Consider the following 16946-nt stretch of genomic DNA (forward strand, 5'->3'; position numbering starts at 1 on the left):
AATCGGGAAACACGAAGAGAGTGACGATGCATCAGGATTCGAGACATGCGGGAAACGTGGTATTGATCAGGGGCGCCGCGCTGTGGCTGTTGATGGCTTTGGTTCTGGCGTGGTGCATGGTCGGTCTGAATTTCGCCGTGCCTGTGCTCCCGGGCCTCTTTCAGGGCAAGTTCCCCCGCCTCTTGCAGGCGCACCTGGATTTTCTGCTCATGAGTGCCCTGATTTTCGGATTCTATGCCGCCAGGGTGCCGCTGCCCTGGCATGTGCGCTGGGCCATGGTGGTCGGCGCCTTCACCAATTCCAGCCTGTTTCTCATGCAGGCGATTTTTCCGGTGCTGGATACGCCCACGCCCTCGGAAGGTTTGTTCCCGGCGGCATTCCGTCTGCTTCTGCTGGCCAGTATCGTGGTCACCAGCTATGGCTTCGGCAAGGGCGCCGTTATCGTCCTGCGGTCGACTTTCAAGGATCTTTGACGCTCGCCCGGCACAGCGCCTTCGTGTTATCCGACTTCCATGTCGATTGCCACCGCATCGAGTGCATCCGTCAATTCGACGCGGACAACCTCAATCTCATCGAAAGATGAAAAATCGAAATACATCACTCGTTCACGGCTACAACCGCTTCTTTCCGGATCCTTGAACTGCGCGCGCTATTTATCAATACCACCGATCCGACGATGATCGCCGACGCAAACAAAATGCGCGGGGTCAGCGATTCCTGAGCGAACCAGTTTCCCAGAAACACCGCCACCAACGGATTGACGTAGGCATAGGTCGCCACAAGCGAGATCGGCGCGTTTTGCAAAAGCCACGCATACGAGACGAAACCGATCATCGAGCCGAACGTAATGAGATACGCCAATCCCAACCATGAGTCGGTAGAAACCTGGGAAAAGTTGAATCCCTTCAACTCACCGCTGATGACGCTGACGGCCATCAAGGCAAAACCCCCGGCCAACATTTCCGCACCCGTCGTCATCAACGCGGACTTCGGCAGATCGGCGGTTTTGCCGTAGACCGAGCCGATCGCCCAGAGCAGGCCGGCGATCAGGAGCGCCATCACGCCGAGCGCGTTCAAATGCATATCCCCCGAAAATTCCGAAGGGCCGACGAGCAGGTAAATCCCCGTGAAACCGATGGTCAAGCCGGCAATCACGCGGCCCGTCGGTTTGACGCCGTTCGGCCTGAGCGCATCGGCGATCACCATGAACATCGGCACCGCGCCGATGATCAGCGCCGCCACGCCCGAAGGGATAGTCTGTTCGGCCCACGAGACCAGTCCGTTGCCGCCGAGAAGGAGCAGGGTGCCGACGATCGCCGCCGACCTCCATTGACGGCGGGTGGGCATGGCATCGCCCGCCGCGCGTCGCCAGACCAACAGGATCGCGCCGGAAACGAGAAAGCGGAGTTCGGCCGACAGAAACGGCGGAATCGTTTCCACCGCGAAGCGAATCACCAGGTAGGTCGAGCCCCAAACGATATAAATCGACAGTAAAGCTATCCAGATCTTTGTTTTCATCAGTTCCCGTGAGGATACTCCCCACCAAGTGGCAGTTTTTTCTCTTGTGTCATTTCGAGGAGGGTGCTTCGCGACCAAGCAGTTCCTGTTTAGCCGGGTCCGCAAGCCCTGCTTGGGCGGATTGCGATGCGGGTTCTGCCCCTATCGGCGTACTCGCCCAAAATCTCCGCGAGCAAGGCGATGCCCTGCTCGATTTTTTCCGGAGCTGCATGGCTAAAGTTCAACCGCAATGCCGGGTAGCGCAATCCGGTGGCGGGAAAGAACGGGCCTCCCGGCATGAACGCCACGTCGCGCCCCAGTGCCGCCTGGAGCGCCGCCAGGGTATCGCACTCCGCGGTCAGGCGCAGCCAGAAGAACAGCCCGCCGGCCGGCGCCCGCCACTCGGCGAGATCCTCGAAATGGCGCAGCAGGGCGATTTGCATCACATCGCGCCGTTCCCCGTATACGCGGATCATCTGCGCCATATGTTCGTCGAACCCAGCCGAGTTCAGAAACCGTATCAGCCAGGCCTGGCCGATGCGATTGGTATGCAGGTCGCTGGACTGCTTCAGACGGACCAAGCCGGAAAAGAGCGACGGCGACGAGGCGAGATAACCCACCCGCAAGCCCGGTGCGGTGATCTTGGAAAAACTCCCGAGATAAACCCAGGGCGCGTGTTCCAGATAGGCGCAGAGCGGAGTCCGGTCGACCGGCTGGTAAACTAGATCCCGGTATGGGTCGTCCTCGATCAGGGGCACGCCGGTTTCGTCCAGAACCGCGGCGACGGCGTGTCGGACTTCGTCCGTGTAGCAATACCCGGAAGGGTTCTGGAAGGTCGGGATGAGATAGACGAAAGCCGGCCGGCGACGGGCTATGGCCCGTCGCAGTGCATCCGGGTCGATGCCGTCGGCGGACAGCGGAAGGCCCTGGAATTCCGCGCCGTACGCGCCGAGAGCCTGGATTGTGGCCAGATAGGTGGGCGCTTCCAGCACGACCGGCGAACCCTCGTCGACGAACAGCTTTCCGACCAAATCGATGCCTTGTTGCGATCCGGACGTCACCAGCACCCGATCGGCGCTGCAATCCATGCCCAGTGCGGACAGCCTTTCCGCGATCAGGCTCCTCAAGGCGGGCTCGCCTTCGCTGGGGCCGTACTGGCGGCAATCGTCGGCCAGCCCCTCGAAATCCAGGGGCGGCATCAGTTCGTCCGCCGGCAATCCGCCGGCGAAGGAAATCACGCCGGGCCGCTGGGTGACCTGCAGGATATCCCGGATCAGAGAACTGGTGAGCCGTTCGGCACGGCGGGACAATCGAAGCGTCATGGGTTAGTTGATTCTTAGGTAAAGGATTGCAGCAGAATTTCGCCTTGCAGGTATTTCACCGCCCGGCCCGAGATGAGGACGCGCTCGCCCCGAAGCTCGCATTCGAGTTCGCCGCTCCGGCTGGACAGCTGTCTGGCGGTGAATCGGGTTTTTCCGGTACGCGCCGCCCAATAGGTCGTCAGCAGGCAGTGCGCCGAGCCGGTCACCGGGTCCTCCGGTATGCCGACCTTGGGTGCGAACATGCGCGAAACGAAATCGACCGACCGGCCCGGCGCCGTGACGATGACGCCCATGAGGTCGAGCTCCGCCAATACGGAAAAATCCGGCTGCATGGAGCGGATATCCGCTTCGTCGGCAAATACGCAAAGGTACATGGCATCGCGCCGGACCTCCAGGGGTTTGCGGCCCAGTCCTTCGGACAGGAGATCCGGACAATCGCAGATCTGCCCGTGACTCGCCGGAAAGTCCAGGGTCATGAGCTCATCCTCGCGGCTTACCGGGAGTTCGCAGCTGCGGCTGTCGAAGATCACTTTCCGCAAAGCGGGCTCGATTTCCCGGAACACGACATAGGCCGAGGCCAGAGTCGCATGGCCGCACAGGTTCACTTCCACCTTGGGCGTGAACCAGCGTAAGCCATAACGCCCGCTCCCGCCGACCAGGAAAGCGGTCTCGGAAAGATTGTTCTCCGCGGCGATGGATTGCAGAACCGAGTCTTCGAGCCAGCGGTCGAGCACGCATACGGCGGCCGGGTTGCCGCCGAACAGCCGATCGGTGAACGCATCGATCTGGTAGATTGGAATGCGCATGGATTTTCCCCTTTGTTCGAAATCAACATTCGGTCGGACGGCTTCGGCCCCAGCGCCGCGAAATTAGCTTGCATAACGTCAGGGTTCCAAGTTTCGTGATGGCTGTACAATAAATCTCCGGGTGCGGACAATACAGATACAGTTGACGATCGATCCAGCCAACCTGTACCGGTCGCGGAGCCAATACAATCATCCTAGAAACGGCAGTTGACCGCTTAGATGGACGTGAAAAGCCTCATGAATCCTGATTGCCCCGCCTTTTATCGATTTCACCTTCTGGGTAACGCCGCTACGCACCCGATTGCACGGCCGGCGGGCCGCCTGGCGGCGTTGCTCCTTCTTGCGGGAGACTACCCCGCCGCATCGTCGCGCCCCTTCGACGGTGCTCAGGACAGGCTTGCCATACGACCCGCCGGCCGCACACTCGGGCACGTCCAACTGCCGTTTCTAGGATTATGAATTCCCTCAACCTCGATTCCCACGACAGCCGCCCTTTGATCGAGCAGATCGTGGCCGGTATCAAGCAGCGTATCGACGAACGCGCCTTGCGGCCCGGCGCGCGCCTGCCGTCGATTCGGCATTTCGCGGAAGAGCATCGGGTCAGCAAGTTCACCGTGGTCCAGGCGTTCGACCGGCTGGTGGCGATGGGCTATCTGAAATCCCGGCAGGGGTCGGGTTTTTATGTGGCCCATCGCTCGGAGTCCGGCGATGCGGCCAATCAGTCCTGCCAGCTCGAGCGGGCCATGGACGTGCTCTGGCTGCTCCGCAACGCCTTGCAGGAGCATTCCCACCTTGCCATGCCCGGTGCCGGCTGGTTGCCCGGCGAGTGGATGGATGGCGCAGGCATTCAGCGGAGTCTCCGAACGCTCGCCCGCAAAAGCGGCACCTATTTGACCAGCTACGGTCTGCCGGCCGGGTACGAACCGTTGCGGTCTCTATTGGCGCGGCGGCTCGAAGATCAGGGCATCGGCTGCTCTCCCCGGCAGATCGTCACCACCCGCGGAGCCACCCACGCACTGGACCTGATCAGCCGACTGTTCGTCAAACCGGGCGACGCCGTGCTGGTGGACGATCCCGGCTACTACACCTTGTTCGGTTACCTGAAGCTTTCGGGGGCACGGCTGGTGGGCGTGCCCTGGACCACCCAGGGGCCAGACACCGCTGCGATGGAAAACCTGATCCAGGAGCACCGGCCCAAAGTGTTTTTCACCAATACGCTGCTGCACAACCCGACCGGGGTCAGCATCAGCCAGCCGGTCGCCCATAGGGTGCTGCAACTGGCCGAGCGCTACGACCTGATGATCGTGGAGGACGATATCTACGGCGATTTGCTGACGGGACAAGCCACCCGGCTGGCGACACTCGACCAACTGGAGCGGGTGCTGTTCGTCAGCAGTTTTTCGAAAACCGTCTCCGCAAGCCTTCGGGTCGGTTTCCTGGCCTGCAGGTACGAAATCGCCGAGAGCCTGACCGATCTCAAGCTCCTGACCAGCCTGACCACCTCGGAAATCGACGAGCGGCTGGTCTACGAACTCCTCACCGACGGCTATTATCGGAAGCACCTGGAAAAGCTGCGCTCGCGCCTTCGCAAAGCGCGGGGCGAGGCCGTCAGAAACCTCGAAGGCAGCGGGCTGGAAATCTATCAGGATGCGGAAGACGGACTGTTCATCTGGGCGCGCCGGGAAGAATCCGAGAACGCCACGTCGGTGGCCGCGGCGGCCGCCAAACAGGGCATCATGCTGGCGCCGGGCGCCCTGTTCCGGCCCCAGCAGGAAGCCTCGCCCTGGCTGCGCTTCAATGCGGCGGGCTGCGGGAACCCGGCCATTTTCCGGTTTCTGGAGACCTAACGCACCGATGAGAATTAAGGAAGCCCTTCGCGGACAACGCCGGGCCGAACCTTATGGCTTAAAAAATTACGCCGGCTTTTTTAACTCTGAGGAGAAGACGATGTATCGATGGAACCCGGAAGATTATTCCCGCCATTCGGCTGGCCAGGAGCATTGGGCGCGGGAGCTTTTGAGCGGCTTGAACCTGCGCCCGGACGACTCGGTGCTGGACATCGGCTGCGGGGACGGCCGCATCACCGCGGAACTGGCGAAGCACGTGCCGCACGGCAGGGCGGTCGGCGTCGATCTTTCGGAAGACATGATCCGCTATGCGGCCAGCCGGTTTCCGGCGTCGAATTACCCGAATCTCGAATTTCGGCAGGCGGATGCCCAGGCATTGCCTTTCGACTCGGAATTCACTGTGGTCTATTCCAACGCCGCCCTGCACTGGGTCCGGGATCATAGGCCGGTGCTGGCCGGGATCGCCCGCGCTTTGAAACCGGGTGGCCGTTGTGTGATGCAAATGGGCGGCCGGGGCAATGCCGCCGCGCTGATCGCCGCGTTCGACGCGGTTGCGGATGATCCCGAGTGGCGCGATGCGTTCGAGGGGTTCGAATCCACCTTCGGCTTCCACGATGCGGAAAGCTATCGCCAGTGGCTCATGGAGGCGGGGTTGGACGCCGAGCGGGTCCGGCTGATCGACAAGGACATGGTGCACGCCCATCGGGAAGCCTTCACCGGTTGGCTGCGCACCGCTTGGCATCCCTATACGTCGAGGATCCCGGCGGAGCGGCGGGAGCGCTTCATCGAGGCCGTCGCCGAAAGCTACCTGGCCGAGAATCCGTCCGATGCGGCGGGGCGGATCCATGTCGCCATGATGCGGCTCCAGGTGGAGGCGCGGAAGCCGGCGGTTGGAACGGCATTGGGCGAAGCCTCCGTTCCCGTGGAACGATAAAACGTTCTCAGCGCATCGCGATCGACGCCGCTTCCTCGGGAAAGATTTCGCGCACGATGCGCTCCGCCGAAGCGGCGTAGTCATGCCGGGTGGAGACGGGCTCCCAGGGGAGGCCGTCCAGCAAGGTTCTCAACACCAGCCGGACATTGTTCTCCAGGTCGCCGATACCCATGTTTCGGTAAGGGAAGTTGAAAGTTTCGAACATGAGTTCGCCGTAATGCAGCGCCCAAAAGCCGTAAACCAGGTCCTGCGGAGCCATGTTCTCCGGTAGCTTCAAATCCCTGTTTTCGATGGCTTCCGTGATGACGATGACGACCCGGTCGATCACTTCCTTCATGAGTTCGTTTTGCGCCGCGTGGCTCTCCGGCGAGATTTTTTCCCGGACGCCGGCGGATTTGACGGTATAGATGCTTTCGTATTCGACCGGATGCAGCTTGGCGTAGAAATCGTGGGCCAGGTGTATGGCCAATAGCCGTTCGCGACTGTTGCCACGAAAGGTCAGGGCGCGGTCGAAGAAGTCGCGCCAGATTCTCAGTCCGCGCATGCAGAGGTGCATCAGCACTTCCTCCTTGCACTGGAAGTGCTGGTAAATCGTCCCCTTGGAGTACTCGGTCAACTCCGCGATACGCTCCATCCCGAAGTTGCTGAAGCCCTGCTCGGCGATCAGTTTGGCCGACACATCCAGGATCAACTCCTGCCGGGCGATGATTTCACGTTGCTTTCGAGTTAACTTCGTCATGATTCTGACGTTATGTATATATTTTGACGTGTCGTCAAATTCTATGTTGTAATTTTTACCGCGACTTAGCACGACCCCAAGCAGCGTACTCGGTAAGAATGCCGGATTTCAATGAGGAGATTCCGATGCGTCATTCCATATTCGTTCGGTTGATGTCGGCTTTTACGTTTCTGATGTTGGCCCAAAATGTAGGCCGGAATAAGCCCTTCGACTGGGCTCAGGACAGGCTTCGCGTTTCCGGCATTTTCGTACGCCGCGAGCGCCGGGAACGGCTACCGCCCCTTCGACGGGGCTCAGGGCAGGCTTATCCCGGCCTACACCGGCTGATCTCGGCTTTTGCGGTCTTGGTGCTATTCCATTCCCCTGTCTGGCCTCAGAACAGTCTGGTCGACCGGGTGTCCACAGGCGAAAGTCCGCATCTCAAAACGCTCGCGGTGCTCGATTTGGAACTGACCGGCGATCTCAGCGACAGTACCCGCGATGTCGAGTGGTCGAAACGGCTCGCCCTCATGACCGAGGCCCTGCGCGACGAGCTGAGCCGCAGCGGGCTTTATCGCGTGGTCGATCATGGGGCGGCTCCGGGGCTCATCGCCGAGCTGAAGTCGGCTCGCTATCTGCACGCGTGCAACGGCTGCGAGTTCGATATCGCCCAGAGGCTCGGCGCCGAGCGGGTCCTGGTGGGCTGGGTGTTTCGAATGAGCAATCTGGTCCTCACGCTGCACATCGAAATCCGCGATGTCGCCACCGGACAAACCCTGATCAACCGCGCCTTCGATTTTCGCGGTGACAACGACACATCCTGGCGCAGGGCCATCGTCTATTTCGTCAAGGACTTACGGGAGAGGCCGGCAAGCAGGCAATAAGTACTCTGCTCTTGGGCTTTTCGGTTCAACTTTCGGAGAAGTAAACATGATTGAAAAGCTGAATGTGACGAAAACGATTGACGTGCCCGGCGACAAGGTTTGGGCAGCGATCAGCGGCATCGGCGGTCTCGATCGCTGGTTCCCGGTGATTGCGAGCTGTCGCGTCGAAGGCGAAGGTGTCGGCGCAATACGCGTATTAGGTCTGGGCGATGGGGGTGAAATAAGAGATCGCATTGAGGAAATCGATCATCAAACCAGACGATTTCGCTATGTGCGAACGGACTCACCGTTTCCGGTCACTAAATACCTGGGCACGGTGGACGTGCGCGATGCGGACGGCGACAAGTCGGAGGTATCGTGGACGGTGGAGATCGATGTGGCGGCGGATGCCCGCGACGAATTAACCCGTTTCCTCAAAAGTGCGTTGTCCGCCGGCATCAGTGGTATCGAGCAGGATTTGCGATAGGAGAACCGTAATGTCTTTCTTAAGCAAGATTATTTCAATTATTGCTCTCACGATCCTCGTTTCTCTTCCGGTGAGTGCGAATTCCGATATCGCCGTTTTGGATTTCGAGTTGAACGATGTCACGTCGAACCCGGGCGTTGCCGAAGAAATCGAAAGAACAGGCTCTCTGAAACGGCAGCTGGAAGAGAGTTTGAGTGCCAAAGGCGGCTATCGGATCGTTTCGATAGACCCGGCTACTCAAGAAGCCGCTACCAAGGGGTTCGGGTACCTTTGGGATCACCCGGACGAAGCGGCAGCGCTCGGGAAGAATAGCGGAAGTCGGTTTGTCCTCGTCGGAAGGGTACATAAACCGAGCTTCTTGTTTGTCTATCTTATGGCACACTTGATCGATACAAGGACCGGAGAGGTTATCGGCGACTTTATCGTCGAGGTTAAAGGCCAGCAGAAAAACTTCACCGCCAAGGGCATCGAGAATCTGGCTCGGCAAATCGATGCAAGATTCCAAACGGTTCGCGGCTCGAAAACCTGAACCTCCTACACGGCAAGGGATGGGCGCGGGCCATGATTCGGCCGTTCAAGAATACAGCGGGCTTAAATCTTCGAAGGCATTACCTATGGTAACCGGCGGCTGTCTTTGCGGCGCTATCGAGTACGAAATCGATGGGCAATTGCATTTCGCCCGAAATTGCCATTGTTCGATGTGCCGCAGAGCCACCGGCGCGGCTTTTGCTACTTGGGCCTATGTCGAGAAGAAAGATTTCAGGCTGACGAAAGGACAGGCGCTGCTCGTCCATTATCCGTCTTCGCCGGGGATCGTAAGAACGTTTTGCCAAGTGTGCGGTTCCACCCTGCAATATATTGCGGAACAGGATTTCCCCGACGCCTTCGGGCTGGCGCTGGGAACGGTGGACGGACACCCCGGTTGCCGGCCTATGCGTCACGTCATGGTCGGCTCCAAAGCCGCCTGGTTCGAGATTACCGACGATCTGCCTCAATCGGAGTCCGCTCCGGACGAGTAGTGGGTTTCTTTGTGGCTTTGCTGCCGGCGCATGGACGGCAAAGCCGTTGTTGCCATCTCCGACCGCAATCGTTGCAATAATCGTCCAATGAAAACGGAAACATCCTTAGTACTACCCGCTCTCGATCCCGCCGCCGTCCCTTCCCGGACCACGTCGATCTATCCGACGGAAGAGCTGCGTGCCCTGACCGTGGGCCGAAGCAAGCAGGCGCTCGGCGATGCGCTGGGCTTGCAGACCTTCGGCGTGAACTTGGTCCGGCTGGAGCCGGGCGCGATGTCCGCGCTCAGGCATTGGCACACCCGCCAGGACGAATTCGTCTATGTGCTGGAGGGCGAGATCGCTTTAGTTACCGAAGCCGGGGAGCAATGCCTCCGTTCCGGTCAATGCGCGGGATTTCCCGCCGGCAAAGCCGACGGGCACCATCTGGTCAATCGCGGCAACGGCGTCGCGGTTTATCTGGAAGTGGGCGACCGGTTGCCCGGCGATCGCGCGCATTATTCCGATGCGGACCTCGAAGCGCGTGCGACCCGCGGCGGATATGGCTTCTTCCATAAGGACGGTATGCCTTATTGAAGGGATAAGCGGCTATGGAGATACGCCTCGCAACCCTCGATGATGCTCCGGGAATAAGCGCTCTCGCCCGCGATATGACGAAGCGATTCATCGCGTCCGAGTTCTCCGAGGAAGCGGCGCGCCGGTTGCTCGACTCGATGGACGAAACTTCGATCAAGAGCTACATAGAGTCCGGTTATCGATACCATGTTGCGGAGGAAAATGGCGAGCTTGTTGGCGTCGTCGCGGTCCGGGACAACCGACATCTCTATCATTTGTTCGTGTCCGAACGTTTCCAGGGGAAGGGCTTGGCCAAAAGGCTTTGGGAAGTCGCCAAAGCTGCCAGCATCGGTTCAGGGAATCCAGGCGTCTTTACGGTCAATTCGTCCCGCTATGCCGTCGGCGTATACGAGAAGTTCGGGTTCGTCAGGCAATCCGAAGCAATCGATGTTTCTGGCGTGATTTGTATCCCCATGAAGCTGGAGTTGCCGGTTCGTGAATAGACAACTCCAAAATTGCGCAGCCGACTCCGCTTAAATCTGCTTTGGATAAAGACAGCCGGAGTAGTGACAACCACAGGCTTCTTTCGATTTGAGGCCTGGCGATACCGGTCAATGCCGCATTGGTGTCGCGGAGAATCACCATGTGGATCAGACCGTGCCGGAGCGAATACGAAGATGGCGGTAGTCGCGAAAATCAGGCGTCTTGGATTCAGGTTCATGGGTTGGGGCGGTTACAGGTTATGGATTCGAGCGACACGGAGACGACGGGTCGATCATACGGCGACGCTTTCTTCGACATAGGCGTAGAGAGCCTGATCGATGAGGACTCCGTCCTTGATGGCGGCGCACCGGATTACCCCTTCCCGTTTGAACCCGGCTTTTTCCAACACTCGCATGGAAGCCGGATTCCACGCGAACACGCGGGCTTCCAGACGAATCAGACCGAATTGCGACAGAATTTCCGGCAAGAGTGCGCGGGCCGCCGCCGTAGTGATCCCTCGTCCCCAATACGGCTCGCCGAGCCAAGAGCCGAATTCGGCGGATTTGGCATAGATGCCCTCCCGCAGTTCGATGCCGATTCCGCCGACGGCGCGGCCGTCCACCTCGATGGCCCAAGAGGTGGGGGCCGGCATCTCGGCGACGTGAGCTATCCACCAAATCGCGTCTTTTTCCGTATAGGGATAGGGAAATCGGTCGGTCAGATTTCGCCATATCTTGCGATTGTCGGCGAATTCCACGAGATCGGCCTTGTCGCGCTCGGACCAATCACGGATCACGCCGCGTTCGAACTCGATTCGCATAGGGTTTTCGCCAAATGAAACGATAGTGTTAGCCGCCAGTCAGTACGGTTTCGCATAAGAGATGCCGATCTTACTCCTCGGCTCGACTTCGCGCGTTCGGACCTTGGTGAGGGCTTTCCACTACCGGGCTCGCCTGAAGTTGCACGATGCTTTTCACCGCCTCCCGGAGCCAGATATGACCGGGGTCCCGGTCGTGGCGGGCGTGCCAGAGCATCGAAATCGTGAAGGTCTCGATCTCGATCGGCGTGGGACTCAGGGTGAGATTAAACGCTTTGGCGCAACGTCGAGCCATGGACGCCGGCAGCGTGGCGATGGCGTCGGTCTCCTTGAGAATGAAGGGTAGAGCGGAGAAGCGCGTGGTGGAAAATAAAACCCGTCGCCGTAGCTTCCGGCGCGCGAGCGCTTCGTCCACGACGCCTTCGAAGTCTCCCGAAAACGACATCAGGAGATGGGGTAAAGCGAGATAGTCTTCCATTCCGATGGGCGCCTGTATGCCCAGCCGCGCGCCGTCGAACAGGCACACATAGCCTTCCCGGTAAAGATTCTCTTGGCGGTGCCAGCTCGCCACATTCGTGAATCGCGAGATGCCGAGGTCCATCTCCTTGTTGTCCAATAATTTTGCTCCCTGTTCATGCCCCGCAAGGCGAATCGCGACACGCACGCCGGGTGCTTCGCGCTGGATGCACTCGATCAGGCTCGGGGAGAGCCCCACTTCGATGCTGTCCGGCATGCCGAGGCGGAACGTACGCTCGGCGGTGGCCGGATCGAAGCGCGGCGCCCCGAACATCTCCCGATGAATGATTTCGAGCGCCGGTGCGAGCTGTTCCGCGAGTTCCAAGGCCCTCGCGGTTGGCTCCATGCCTTTCGCCGTACGCACGAAAAGCTCGTCTTTGAACATTTCCCGGAGCCTCACAAGCGCTGCGCTTACCGCAGGTTGGCCGAGATATAGACGACTGGCCGCCCGTGTCACGCTCCGTTCCTTCAGTAAGGCGCTGAATACCGGCAGCAGATTCAGGTCCGCCTTTCTAAAATCGATTTCGTTGATGTTGTCTATCATAACAATCGATTTGAATAATAAATCAATGATCCTCAGAATTCAAACCGCGACGGAAAGCTCTAAAGAACGCGTTTAGAGCGAGCCGCAGTCTTTATCGTTAGGAGGTCATCATGTCATATCGTAAAAAGGCGTTAATCACGGGCAGTTCCCGTGGCATCGGGAAGGGCATCGCTCTAAAGCTCGCCGAGCAGGGCGCGAATGTCGCCATCCATTACTACCGCAACCGGGCCGCCGCCGACGACACCCTGGCCGAGGTACGCAAACACGGCACGGACGGATTCATCGTCCAGGCGGACGTTTCAAAACCGGCCGAAATCACCCGGATGTTCGATCGGGTCCGCGAGAGATTCGAGGGGCTCGACATCTTCGTGGCCAACGCCCGGCCAGAAGCGTCCGAGTTCTTCTATCCGCCGCTCGATATCACCCCGGAGCAGTGGGATGCGGCCTTCGATTCCCAGGTCAAAGCCTTCCTCGTTGCGGCGCGGGAGGCGGTGCGTCTCATGCGCGACGGCGGCCGAATCGTCGCCATCACCCACTCGCCCGGCGGCCGCACCGGAAGCCTGCAACCCTGGGTCGCCATGGGGTCGGCCAAGGCAGCGCTGGAATCGCTCGTCCGCTACTTTGCCGTGGCTCTGGCCAAGCGCGGCATCACGGTGAATGCGGTCAGTCCCGGCTGGATCGAGGACAGCGTGCTGAACAGCCTGCCGACGCCGGCGCAGGAAGCCATCCGGCGCTGGCATACCCGCGGCTGGACCCCGATGGGGCGCCTCGGCACTCCGGCCGATATCGGCAACGCGGTATCTTTGCTCTCCTCGGAGGACGCCAGCTGGATTACCGGTCAGGTGCTTTTCGTCGATGGCGGTGCGTCTCTGATGGACCCAGGACATCCGCCCGAGCTGCAGCTCGGCTGGGAACCGGAACCCCTGCGCTCCATACCGCAGGGACATCAAGCGTGAGCTACCCGAGCGCGGCATAGCAGGTCTTCTAATTATTTCCTATGGAAATGGGCCCGCGTGCCGCGCTCCGTCTCGGTGCGGCTGGCGTTCGTACCTCATCGGCCAGGCCGTCTGCTGTTCGAGGCGATCGCCCGGTTACGAACGAGTGAATCGATATCCTGAAACCTTCCGCAGTGTCCAGTGCGGCGGGTGGACGATTGATGGCGACCGGTCAAGCCTCCCGGCTGAGGTGCGCCAATTCGTGCGCATGGGATTCCCAGTTCCGGCCATCGAACGGCTCGATGACCAATTCCTTGGGTTGCGGCGTCAGGCAACGGACGTTCACGTCGTAGCCGTCCGGGTTGGACCTCGGGATGTAAAAGGGCTTTATGCCGCAGGTTTTGCAGAACAGATGCCGGGCGACACCCGTGTTGAACGTGTAGGCAGTGAGGTTTTCCTCGCCCTTCAGCAGCTTGAACTGCGATTTGGGAACGATAAGGTGCAGAAAGCCGGACTTGGAGCAAATCGAGCAATTGCAGTCCTGACAGACAACTCGCTCGGGGGCCTCAACCTCGAATTGGACCGCTTCGCAATGACAACTACCGCGATAGATCATCGTCTTCCGTCTCATGAAAAAGCACGCCGATTTTGCGGACCATCACGACTGGCCGCAAGTGGCGCGTGCCGACGATCAGCGGAAGGAACGGAGGGATTCGAACGGAAGGATAAGGACGAAAGCCTGACCCATTCCTGACCGTTTTCTCTCTTTCTGTCGCTGGTGCGACTAATCTCGGTATTGGGGTGCTCATCAAGAAGTTTCTTGTATCAATACAGCTACATGACTACATTTTCAGGATTTATACACCTCGGAGGCGCAAGGTTTTGCGACATTTGGGGTGTCCATTTGTAGTTAGACAACGAAGTACGGTGCCATGACGAAAGAACGGATCCTGAAAGAAATCAGCCGACTAGCGATAGAGAACGGTGGCGTCGCACCCGGCAGTGCGAAATTTGCTACCGAAACTGGCATACGCAAATCGGATTGGTACCCGAACCTCTGGTTACGATGGAGCGATGCCGTTAGTGAAGCAGGCTTTGCGCCAAATAAATTTACCACCGCGTATAACAGCGAAATCCTAATCCTGAAATACATAGAGCTGATCCGGGAGTTAGGGCATTTTCCCATCGAAGGTGAACTCGCCAACAAACGAAAAGTCGACAGTAGCTTCCCCGATCGCGGGGCATTCTCTCAACTCGGGACGAAACAGGATCGTGTTAAACGCATCTTTGAATATTGCAGGAATCGTAGCGATTGTGCAGACATTGTGGAGCATTGCAAGGACGCGGCGCGCTCAAGGAACCGCAGCACGGTTGTTGAGAAGTCTGGAGCCGAAAGCGTTGGGTACGTCTATCTCCTTCGCCATGGCACACGCAATGAGTACAAAATTGGAAGGACCAACAACCCAATTCGCCGTGAAGGTGAAATCCGCTTTGAACTCCCCGAAAAAGTACAGCCGATTCACTACATCAAAACTGATGACCCCGCCGGTGTAGAAATCTATTGGCACTCGCGTTTCTCGACGAAGAGAAAAGCGGGGGAATGGTTTGCACTCAATGCGGATGATGTCCGGGCATTCAAGCGGTGGCGTAAGATATTCTGATGAAATCAAACTTTCCTTTAATCAAGGGTGAGATGTGGTGCAAAGTCTAACAACGCCTTGCAACTGACTGCGTACAGCCTACGCTTCGCTCCGGCTTTCGGCAGCAGCTGAAGGCTGGCGTTAGGCGTCATTCCGATACCTGTCGCTGCTTCAAAGAGTGGGAAATGAACGAAAGCGAATCACACGGACATATTCCAGCGCCTTTAGGCAGCGTTGAACCACATGCGCCTTTGCTATCCGTTCCGTCTGATGGACAGTTACTTTACAAAATATCGAGTGTGGAGAACCTGCTTCGCTCAATTGTCGGTAACTACCTTCACTTTAACCGCGTCGACAGCTATGCAGACTTCCCAGGCGCCGATCCACACGATGGGCGGCAGTTGCCCAAAGATCAGCAGGGCAATTCACTCGCGAGATTTGAAAAATCCCCTGATTTTTCGGCTGCCAATTATTACGATCAGTCACGTGCGAGAACCTACGCTTGTTGCTTCTCGCTAGAGAACTCGGACTTCATTTGGAAAAACTACGCAAACGGTAGCGAGAAAGGCAAGGTTGGCGTTGTCTTTGAGTTCGGGAGATTGCGTACGATGCTCAATCAAACCCTGCAACCTGGAAATGCCGCACTCAAATATAACGGCAATCAATGCGATCAAATCTTTTCGGTCAATTACGGAATCGTCGAATATGTTGACTGGGATACCCATCAAGCGAACGTCGACCATCTCCAGAATCCGATCAGATACACATATCTGAAAGACAAGGAGCGATTTTCCGAGGAGAAAGAGCTTCGCATTTCCCTGTCAGCCATGGGCATAGGCCAATTTGCCCTAAAAGACGGCAGCATGATGCAGTTTCCGTCTAGTTTGCAGTTAGCTTTCGATTTCAAAGCAGCTATCGCTGATGGCGCGATTCAGCAGATACTGTACGCATCAGACTCGGACTCTGACTTTCTTCAAGCAGAGTTGCACAAGCTCCGTATTGTTTCTAGCAAAGGGTGACATTTGCCATGCCGCCGAACAACGCCATCAACACGGACAGCAATAAGCGGCGCTCCTCCGTCGCACCGCTTTTTGCGGCCAGTTATGAAGAAAGTTCGAAGAAAGGGTCAGGCTTTGGTTATTTGCTTCAGAATATCCGAAGTGCCAATGTTCACTGAAACGGAAGCAGCGGAAGTCAAAAAAAAGCCTAACCCAGTAACACTCAGGTATTTACACAAGTCGTCACCCCGGCAGGGATTGCCGGGGTCCAGTGTCCAGGGAAGGGGCCGACTGAAGGCCCGTTTGCGATTGGAAGGGTCGCGACTAAAGCGATCGTTTGCGATTCGAGGGACTGGTCAGATCCACCCACAGATCTCGCCATTCCGGATTCTGCTGCTCTATGAGCCGCAGCTTTGCGCGTCGATCCCATTTCTTGAGCTGCTTCTCCCGCAAGATAGCAGTTTCCATCGTCCCGTGGATCTCATACCAAACCAGGTCATGAATACCGTAACGCTTGGTGAATCCATCTATTGTTTCCTGACGGTGTTCGGAAACGCGCTTGATCAGATCGGAGGTGACGCCGATATAGAGCGTGCCGTTACGGCCGCTGGCAAGCAGATATACACACGGAAGCTTTTCCATATCGTCAGCCTAATTCCATTTCGCGGTCATAAGGGTAACAATATGGCCTGTTCCTTCAGATGTGAACGGCCATGGCGAGACCCGCGAGTGGACGGGCCGTGTTGGCGCAGGCCAAAGCGGTTCTGGAGACGGCCCGGAATGTTGATGAGTTGAAGATGGCGCAAGCGGTCGTCTTGCCCTTGGAGCTGGGGCTGACCCTACGGCAAACCGCCGCCGCAATCGGCGTTTCGCCGGGCTGGGTGTGCCGGCTGCGGCGCCGCTTTGAGCGGATTGTCCAGGGTGAAGAAAGCCCAAAGCCGCCGAGAGGCGGCCGGCGTCGAGAACTC

The 16946-nt window shown here is 58.4% G+C and carries 21 protein-coding genes; 13 read left to right on the plus strand and 8 right to left on the minus strand.

Features of this window, described 5'->3' with window-relative positions:
• The first annotated feature begins 26 nt into the window (after nt 1-26).
• Nucleotides 27-473, plus strand: coding sequence for a hypothetical protein (locus VEB01_RS13680; RefSeq protein WP_324876333.1), 447 nt, complete (start codon nt 27-29; stop codon nt 471-473).
• 124 nt (nt 474-597) lie between these two features.
• Here the strand turns inward: VEB01_RS13680 and VEB01_RS13685 are convergent, their stop codons facing one another.
• The 3 genes from VEB01_RS13685 to VEB01_RS13695 form a co-directional block, all read right to left on the minus strand.
• Entirely contained in the window at nt 598-1518 is a 921-nt protein-coding gene (locus tag VEB01_RS13685; RefSeq protein WP_324876334.1) for an EamA family transporter, read from the minus strand.
• Between the two features lie 89 nt (nt 1519-1607).
• A complete protein-coding gene (locus VEB01_RS13690; protein WP_324876336.1) occupies nt 1608-2819 on the minus strand; it encodes an aminotransferase-like domain-containing protein in 1212 nt (403 codons plus the stop codon).
• Between the two features lie 14 nt (nt 2820-2833).
• Complete coding sequence (locus tag VEB01_RS13695) at nt 2834-3625, minus strand: PhzF family phenazine biosynthesis protein (RefSeq protein ID WP_324876337.1); 792 nt, start codon at nt 3623-3625, stop codon at nt 2834-2836.
• A 455-nt stretch (nt 3626-4080) separates the two neighbouring features.
• Between VEB01_RS13695 and VEB01_RS13700 the strand changes: the two genes are divergently transcribed.
• Nucleotides 4081-5472, plus strand: a complete 1392-nt coding sequence (locus VEB01_RS13700) for an aminotransferase-like domain-containing protein (RefSeq protein WP_324876338.1) — start codon at nt 4081-4083, stop codon at nt 5470-5472.
• Between the two features lie 100 nt (nt 5473-5572).
• On the plus strand, nt 5573-6406 hold the full coding sequence (locus VEB01_RS13705) for a class I SAM-dependent methyltransferase (protein WP_324876340.1): 834 nt from the start codon (nt 5573-5575) through the stop codon (nt 6404-6406).
• A 7-nt stretch (nt 6407-6413) separates the two neighbouring features.
• On the opposite strand, the gene VEB01_RS13710 is transcribed toward VEB01_RS13705, so the two are convergent.
• Nucleotides 6414-7145 (minus strand): TetR/AcrR family transcriptional regulator, encoded by a 732-nt coding sequence (locus tag VEB01_RS13710; protein WP_324876341.1) that lies wholly within the window; start codon nt 7143-7145, stop codon nt 6414-6416.
• Between the two features lie 125 nt (nt 7146-7270).
• Between VEB01_RS13710 and VEB01_RS13715 the strand changes: the two genes are divergently transcribed.
• The 6 genes from VEB01_RS13715 (at nt 7271) to VEB01_RS13740 (ending at nt 10548) form a co-directional block, all read left to right on the plus strand.
• Nucleotides 7271-8008, plus strand: a complete 738-nt coding sequence (locus tag VEB01_RS13715) for a DUF3280 domain-containing protein (RefSeq protein ID WP_324876343.1) — start codon at nt 7271-7273, stop codon at nt 8006-8008.
• 46 nt (nt 8009-8054) lie between these two features.
• On the plus strand, nt 8055-8474 hold the full coding sequence (locus VEB01_RS13720) for an SRPBCC family protein (protein ID WP_324876345.1): 420 nt from the start codon (nt 8055-8057) through the stop codon (nt 8472-8474).
• 10 nt (nt 8475-8484) lie between these two features.
• A complete protein-coding gene (locus tag VEB01_RS13725; RefSeq protein ID WP_324876347.1) occupies nt 8485-9003 on the plus strand; it encodes a DUF2380 domain-containing protein in 519 nt (172 codons plus the stop codon).
• A gap of 85 nt (nt 9004-9088) precedes the next feature.
• Nucleotides 9089-9493, plus strand: a complete 405-nt coding sequence (locus VEB01_RS13730; protein ID WP_324876349.1) for a GFA family protein — start codon at nt 9089-9091, stop codon at nt 9491-9493.
• Nucleotides 9494-9580: 87 nt separating this feature from the next.
• Nucleotides 9581-10066, plus strand: a complete 486-nt coding sequence (locus tag VEB01_RS13735; protein WP_324876351.1) for a cupin domain-containing protein — start codon at nt 9581-9583, stop codon at nt 10064-10066.
• A gap of 14 nt (nt 10067-10080) precedes the next feature.
• Nucleotides 10081-10548 carry a GNAT family N-acetyltransferase gene (locus tag VEB01_RS13740; RefSeq protein ID WP_324876352.1) on the plus strand — a complete coding sequence of 156 codons (468 nt, stop codon included), beginning with the start codon at nt 10081-10083 and terminating at the stop codon, nt 10546-10548.
• A 272-nt stretch (nt 10549-10820) separates the two neighbouring features.
• On the opposite strand, the gene VEB01_RS13745 is transcribed toward VEB01_RS13740, so the two are convergent.
• The gene (locus VEB01_RS13745) at nt 10821-11348 is read right to left on the minus strand and encodes a GNAT family N-acetyltransferase (RefSeq protein ID WP_324876354.1); all 528 of its coding nucleotides are present in this window, start codon (nt 11346-11348) and stop codon (nt 10821-10823) included.
• Between the two features lie 70 nt (nt 11349-11418).
• Nucleotides 11419-12405, minus strand: coding sequence for a LysR family transcriptional regulator (locus VEB01_RS13750; RefSeq protein WP_324876356.1), 987 nt, complete (start codon nt 12403-12405; stop codon nt 11419-11421).
• 110 nt (nt 12406-12515) lie between these two features.
• Between VEB01_RS13750 and VEB01_RS13755 the strand changes: the two genes are divergently transcribed.
• On the plus strand, nt 12516-13361 hold the full coding sequence (locus VEB01_RS13755) for an SDR family oxidoreductase (protein WP_324876358.1): 846 nt from the start codon (nt 12516-12518) through the stop codon (nt 13359-13361).
• 211 nt (nt 13362-13572) lie between these two features.
• Here the strand turns inward: VEB01_RS13755 and VEB01_RS13760 are convergent, their stop codons facing one another.
• Complete coding sequence (locus VEB01_RS13760) at nt 13573-13971, minus strand: GFA family protein (RefSeq protein ID WP_324876360.1); 399 nt, start codon at nt 13969-13971, stop codon at nt 13573-13575.
• A 301-nt stretch (nt 13972-14272) separates the two neighbouring features.
• Here VEB01_RS13760 and VEB01_RS13765 point away from each other — a divergent pair, with 301 nt between their 5' ends.
• Both VEB01_RS13765 and VEB01_RS13770 read left to right on the plus strand, forming a co-directional pair.
• On the plus strand, nt 14273-15001 hold the full coding sequence (locus tag VEB01_RS13765; protein ID WP_324876362.1) for a GIY-YIG nuclease family protein: 729 nt from the start codon (nt 14273-14275) through the stop codon (nt 14999-15001).
• 164 nt (nt 15002-15165) lie between these two features.
• On the plus strand, nt 15166-15999 hold the full coding sequence (locus VEB01_RS13770; RefSeq protein ID WP_324876363.1) for a hypothetical protein: 834 nt from the start codon (nt 15166-15168) through the stop codon (nt 15997-15999).
• A gap of 303 nt (nt 16000-16302) precedes the next feature.
• Here VEB01_RS13770 and VEB01_RS13775 read toward each other — a convergent pair whose 3' ends face one another.
• Complete coding sequence (locus tag VEB01_RS13775; RefSeq protein WP_324876365.1) at nt 16303-16620, minus strand: GIY-YIG nuclease family protein; 318 nt, start codon at nt 16618-16620, stop codon at nt 16303-16305.
• A gap of 71 nt (nt 16621-16691) precedes the next feature.
• Between VEB01_RS13775 and VEB01_RS13780 the strand changes: the two genes are divergently transcribed.
• Nucleotides 16692-16946, plus strand: a 255-nt coding sequence (locus VEB01_RS13780) for a helix-turn-helix domain-containing protein (RefSeq protein WP_324873159.1), incomplete at its 3' end; no start/stop codon positions are given.

This window comes from Methylocaldum sp., from assembly GCF_035627495.1.
GTDB lineage: Bacteria > Pseudomonadota > Gammaproteobacteria > Methylococcales > Methylococcaceae > Methylocaldum.

What these genes read in the sequence shown, in the direction of transcription:
- VEB01_RS13735 (WP_324876351.1), top strand. Translation starts at nt 9,581, where the DNA reads ATGAAAACGGAAACATCCTTAGTACTACCCGCTCTCGATCCCGCCGCC.
- VEB01_RS13765 (WP_324876362.1), top strand. Translation starts at nt 14,273, where the DNA reads ATGACGAAAGAACGGATCCTGAAAGAAATCAGCCGACTAGCGATAGAG.
- VEB01_RS13715 (WP_324876343.1), top strand. Translation starts at nt 7,271, where the DNA reads ATGCGTCATTCCATATTCGTTCGGTTGATGTCGGCTTTTACGTTTCTG.
- VEB01_RS13740 (WP_324876352.1), top strand. Translation starts at nt 10,081, where the DNA reads ATGGAGATACGCCTCGCAACCCTCGATGATGCTCCGGGAATAAGCGCT.
- VEB01_RS13745 (WP_324876354.1), bottom strand. Translation starts at nt 11,348, where the DNA reads ATGCGAATCGAGTTCGAACGCGGCGTGATCCGTGATTGGTCCGAGCGC.
- VEB01_RS13730 (WP_324876349.1), top strand. Translation starts at nt 9,089, where the DNA reads ATGGTAACCGGCGGCTGTCTTTGCGGCGCTATCGAGTACGAAATCGAT.
- VEB01_RS13750 (WP_324876356.1), bottom strand. Translation starts at nt 12,405, where the DNA reads ATGATAGACAACATCAACGAAATCGATTTTAGAAAGGCGGACCTGAAT.
- VEB01_RS13725 (WP_324876347.1), top strand. Translation starts at nt 8,485, where the DNA reads ATGTCTTTCTTAAGCAAGATTATTTCAATTATTGCTCTCACGATCCTC.
- VEB01_RS13770 (WP_324876363.1), top strand. Translation starts at nt 15,166, where the DNA reads ATGAACGAAAGCGAATCACACGGACATATTCCAGCGCCTTTAGGCAGC.
- VEB01_RS13685 (WP_324876334.1), bottom strand. Translation starts at nt 1,518, where the DNA reads ATGAAAACAAAGATCTGGATAGCTTTACTGTCGATTTATATCGTTTGG.
- VEB01_RS13720 (WP_324876345.1), top strand. Translation starts at nt 8,055, where the DNA reads ATGATTGAAAAGCTGAATGTGACGAAAACGATTGACGTGCCCGGCGAC.
- VEB01_RS13775 (WP_324876365.1), bottom strand. Translation starts at nt 16,620, where the DNA reads ATGGAAAAGCTTCCGTGTGTATATCTGCTTGCCAGCGGCCGTAACGGC.
- VEB01_RS13710 (WP_324876341.1), bottom strand. Translation starts at nt 7,145, where the DNA reads ATGACGAAGTTAACTCGAAAGCAACGTGAAATCATCGCCCGGCAGGAG.
- VEB01_RS13680 (WP_324876333.1), top strand. Translation starts at nt 27, where the DNA reads ATGCATCAGGATTCGAGACATGCGGGAAACGTGGTATTGATCAGGGGC.
- VEB01_RS13700 (WP_324876338.1), top strand. Translation starts at nt 4,081, where the DNA reads ATGAATTCCCTCAACCTCGATTCCCACGACAGCCGCCCTTTGATCGAG.
- VEB01_RS13760 (WP_324876360.1), bottom strand. Translation starts at nt 13,971, where the DNA reads ATGAGACGGAAGACGATGATCTATCGCGGTAGTTGTCATTGCGAAGCG.
- VEB01_RS13705 (WP_324876340.1), top strand. Translation starts at nt 5,573, where the DNA reads ATGTATCGATGGAACCCGGAAGATTATTCCCGCCATTCGGCTGGCCAG.
- VEB01_RS13690 (WP_324876336.1), bottom strand. Translation starts at nt 2,819, where the DNA reads ATGACGCTTCGATTGTCCCGCCGTGCCGAACGGCTCACCAGTTCTCTG.
- VEB01_RS13755 (WP_324876358.1), top strand. Translation starts at nt 12,516, where the DNA reads ATGTCATATCGTAAAAAGGCGTTAATCACGGGCAGTTCCCGTGGCATC.
- VEB01_RS13695 (WP_324876337.1), bottom strand. Translation starts at nt 3,625, where the DNA reads ATGCGCATTCCAATCTACCAGATCGATGCGTTCACCGATCGGCTGTTC.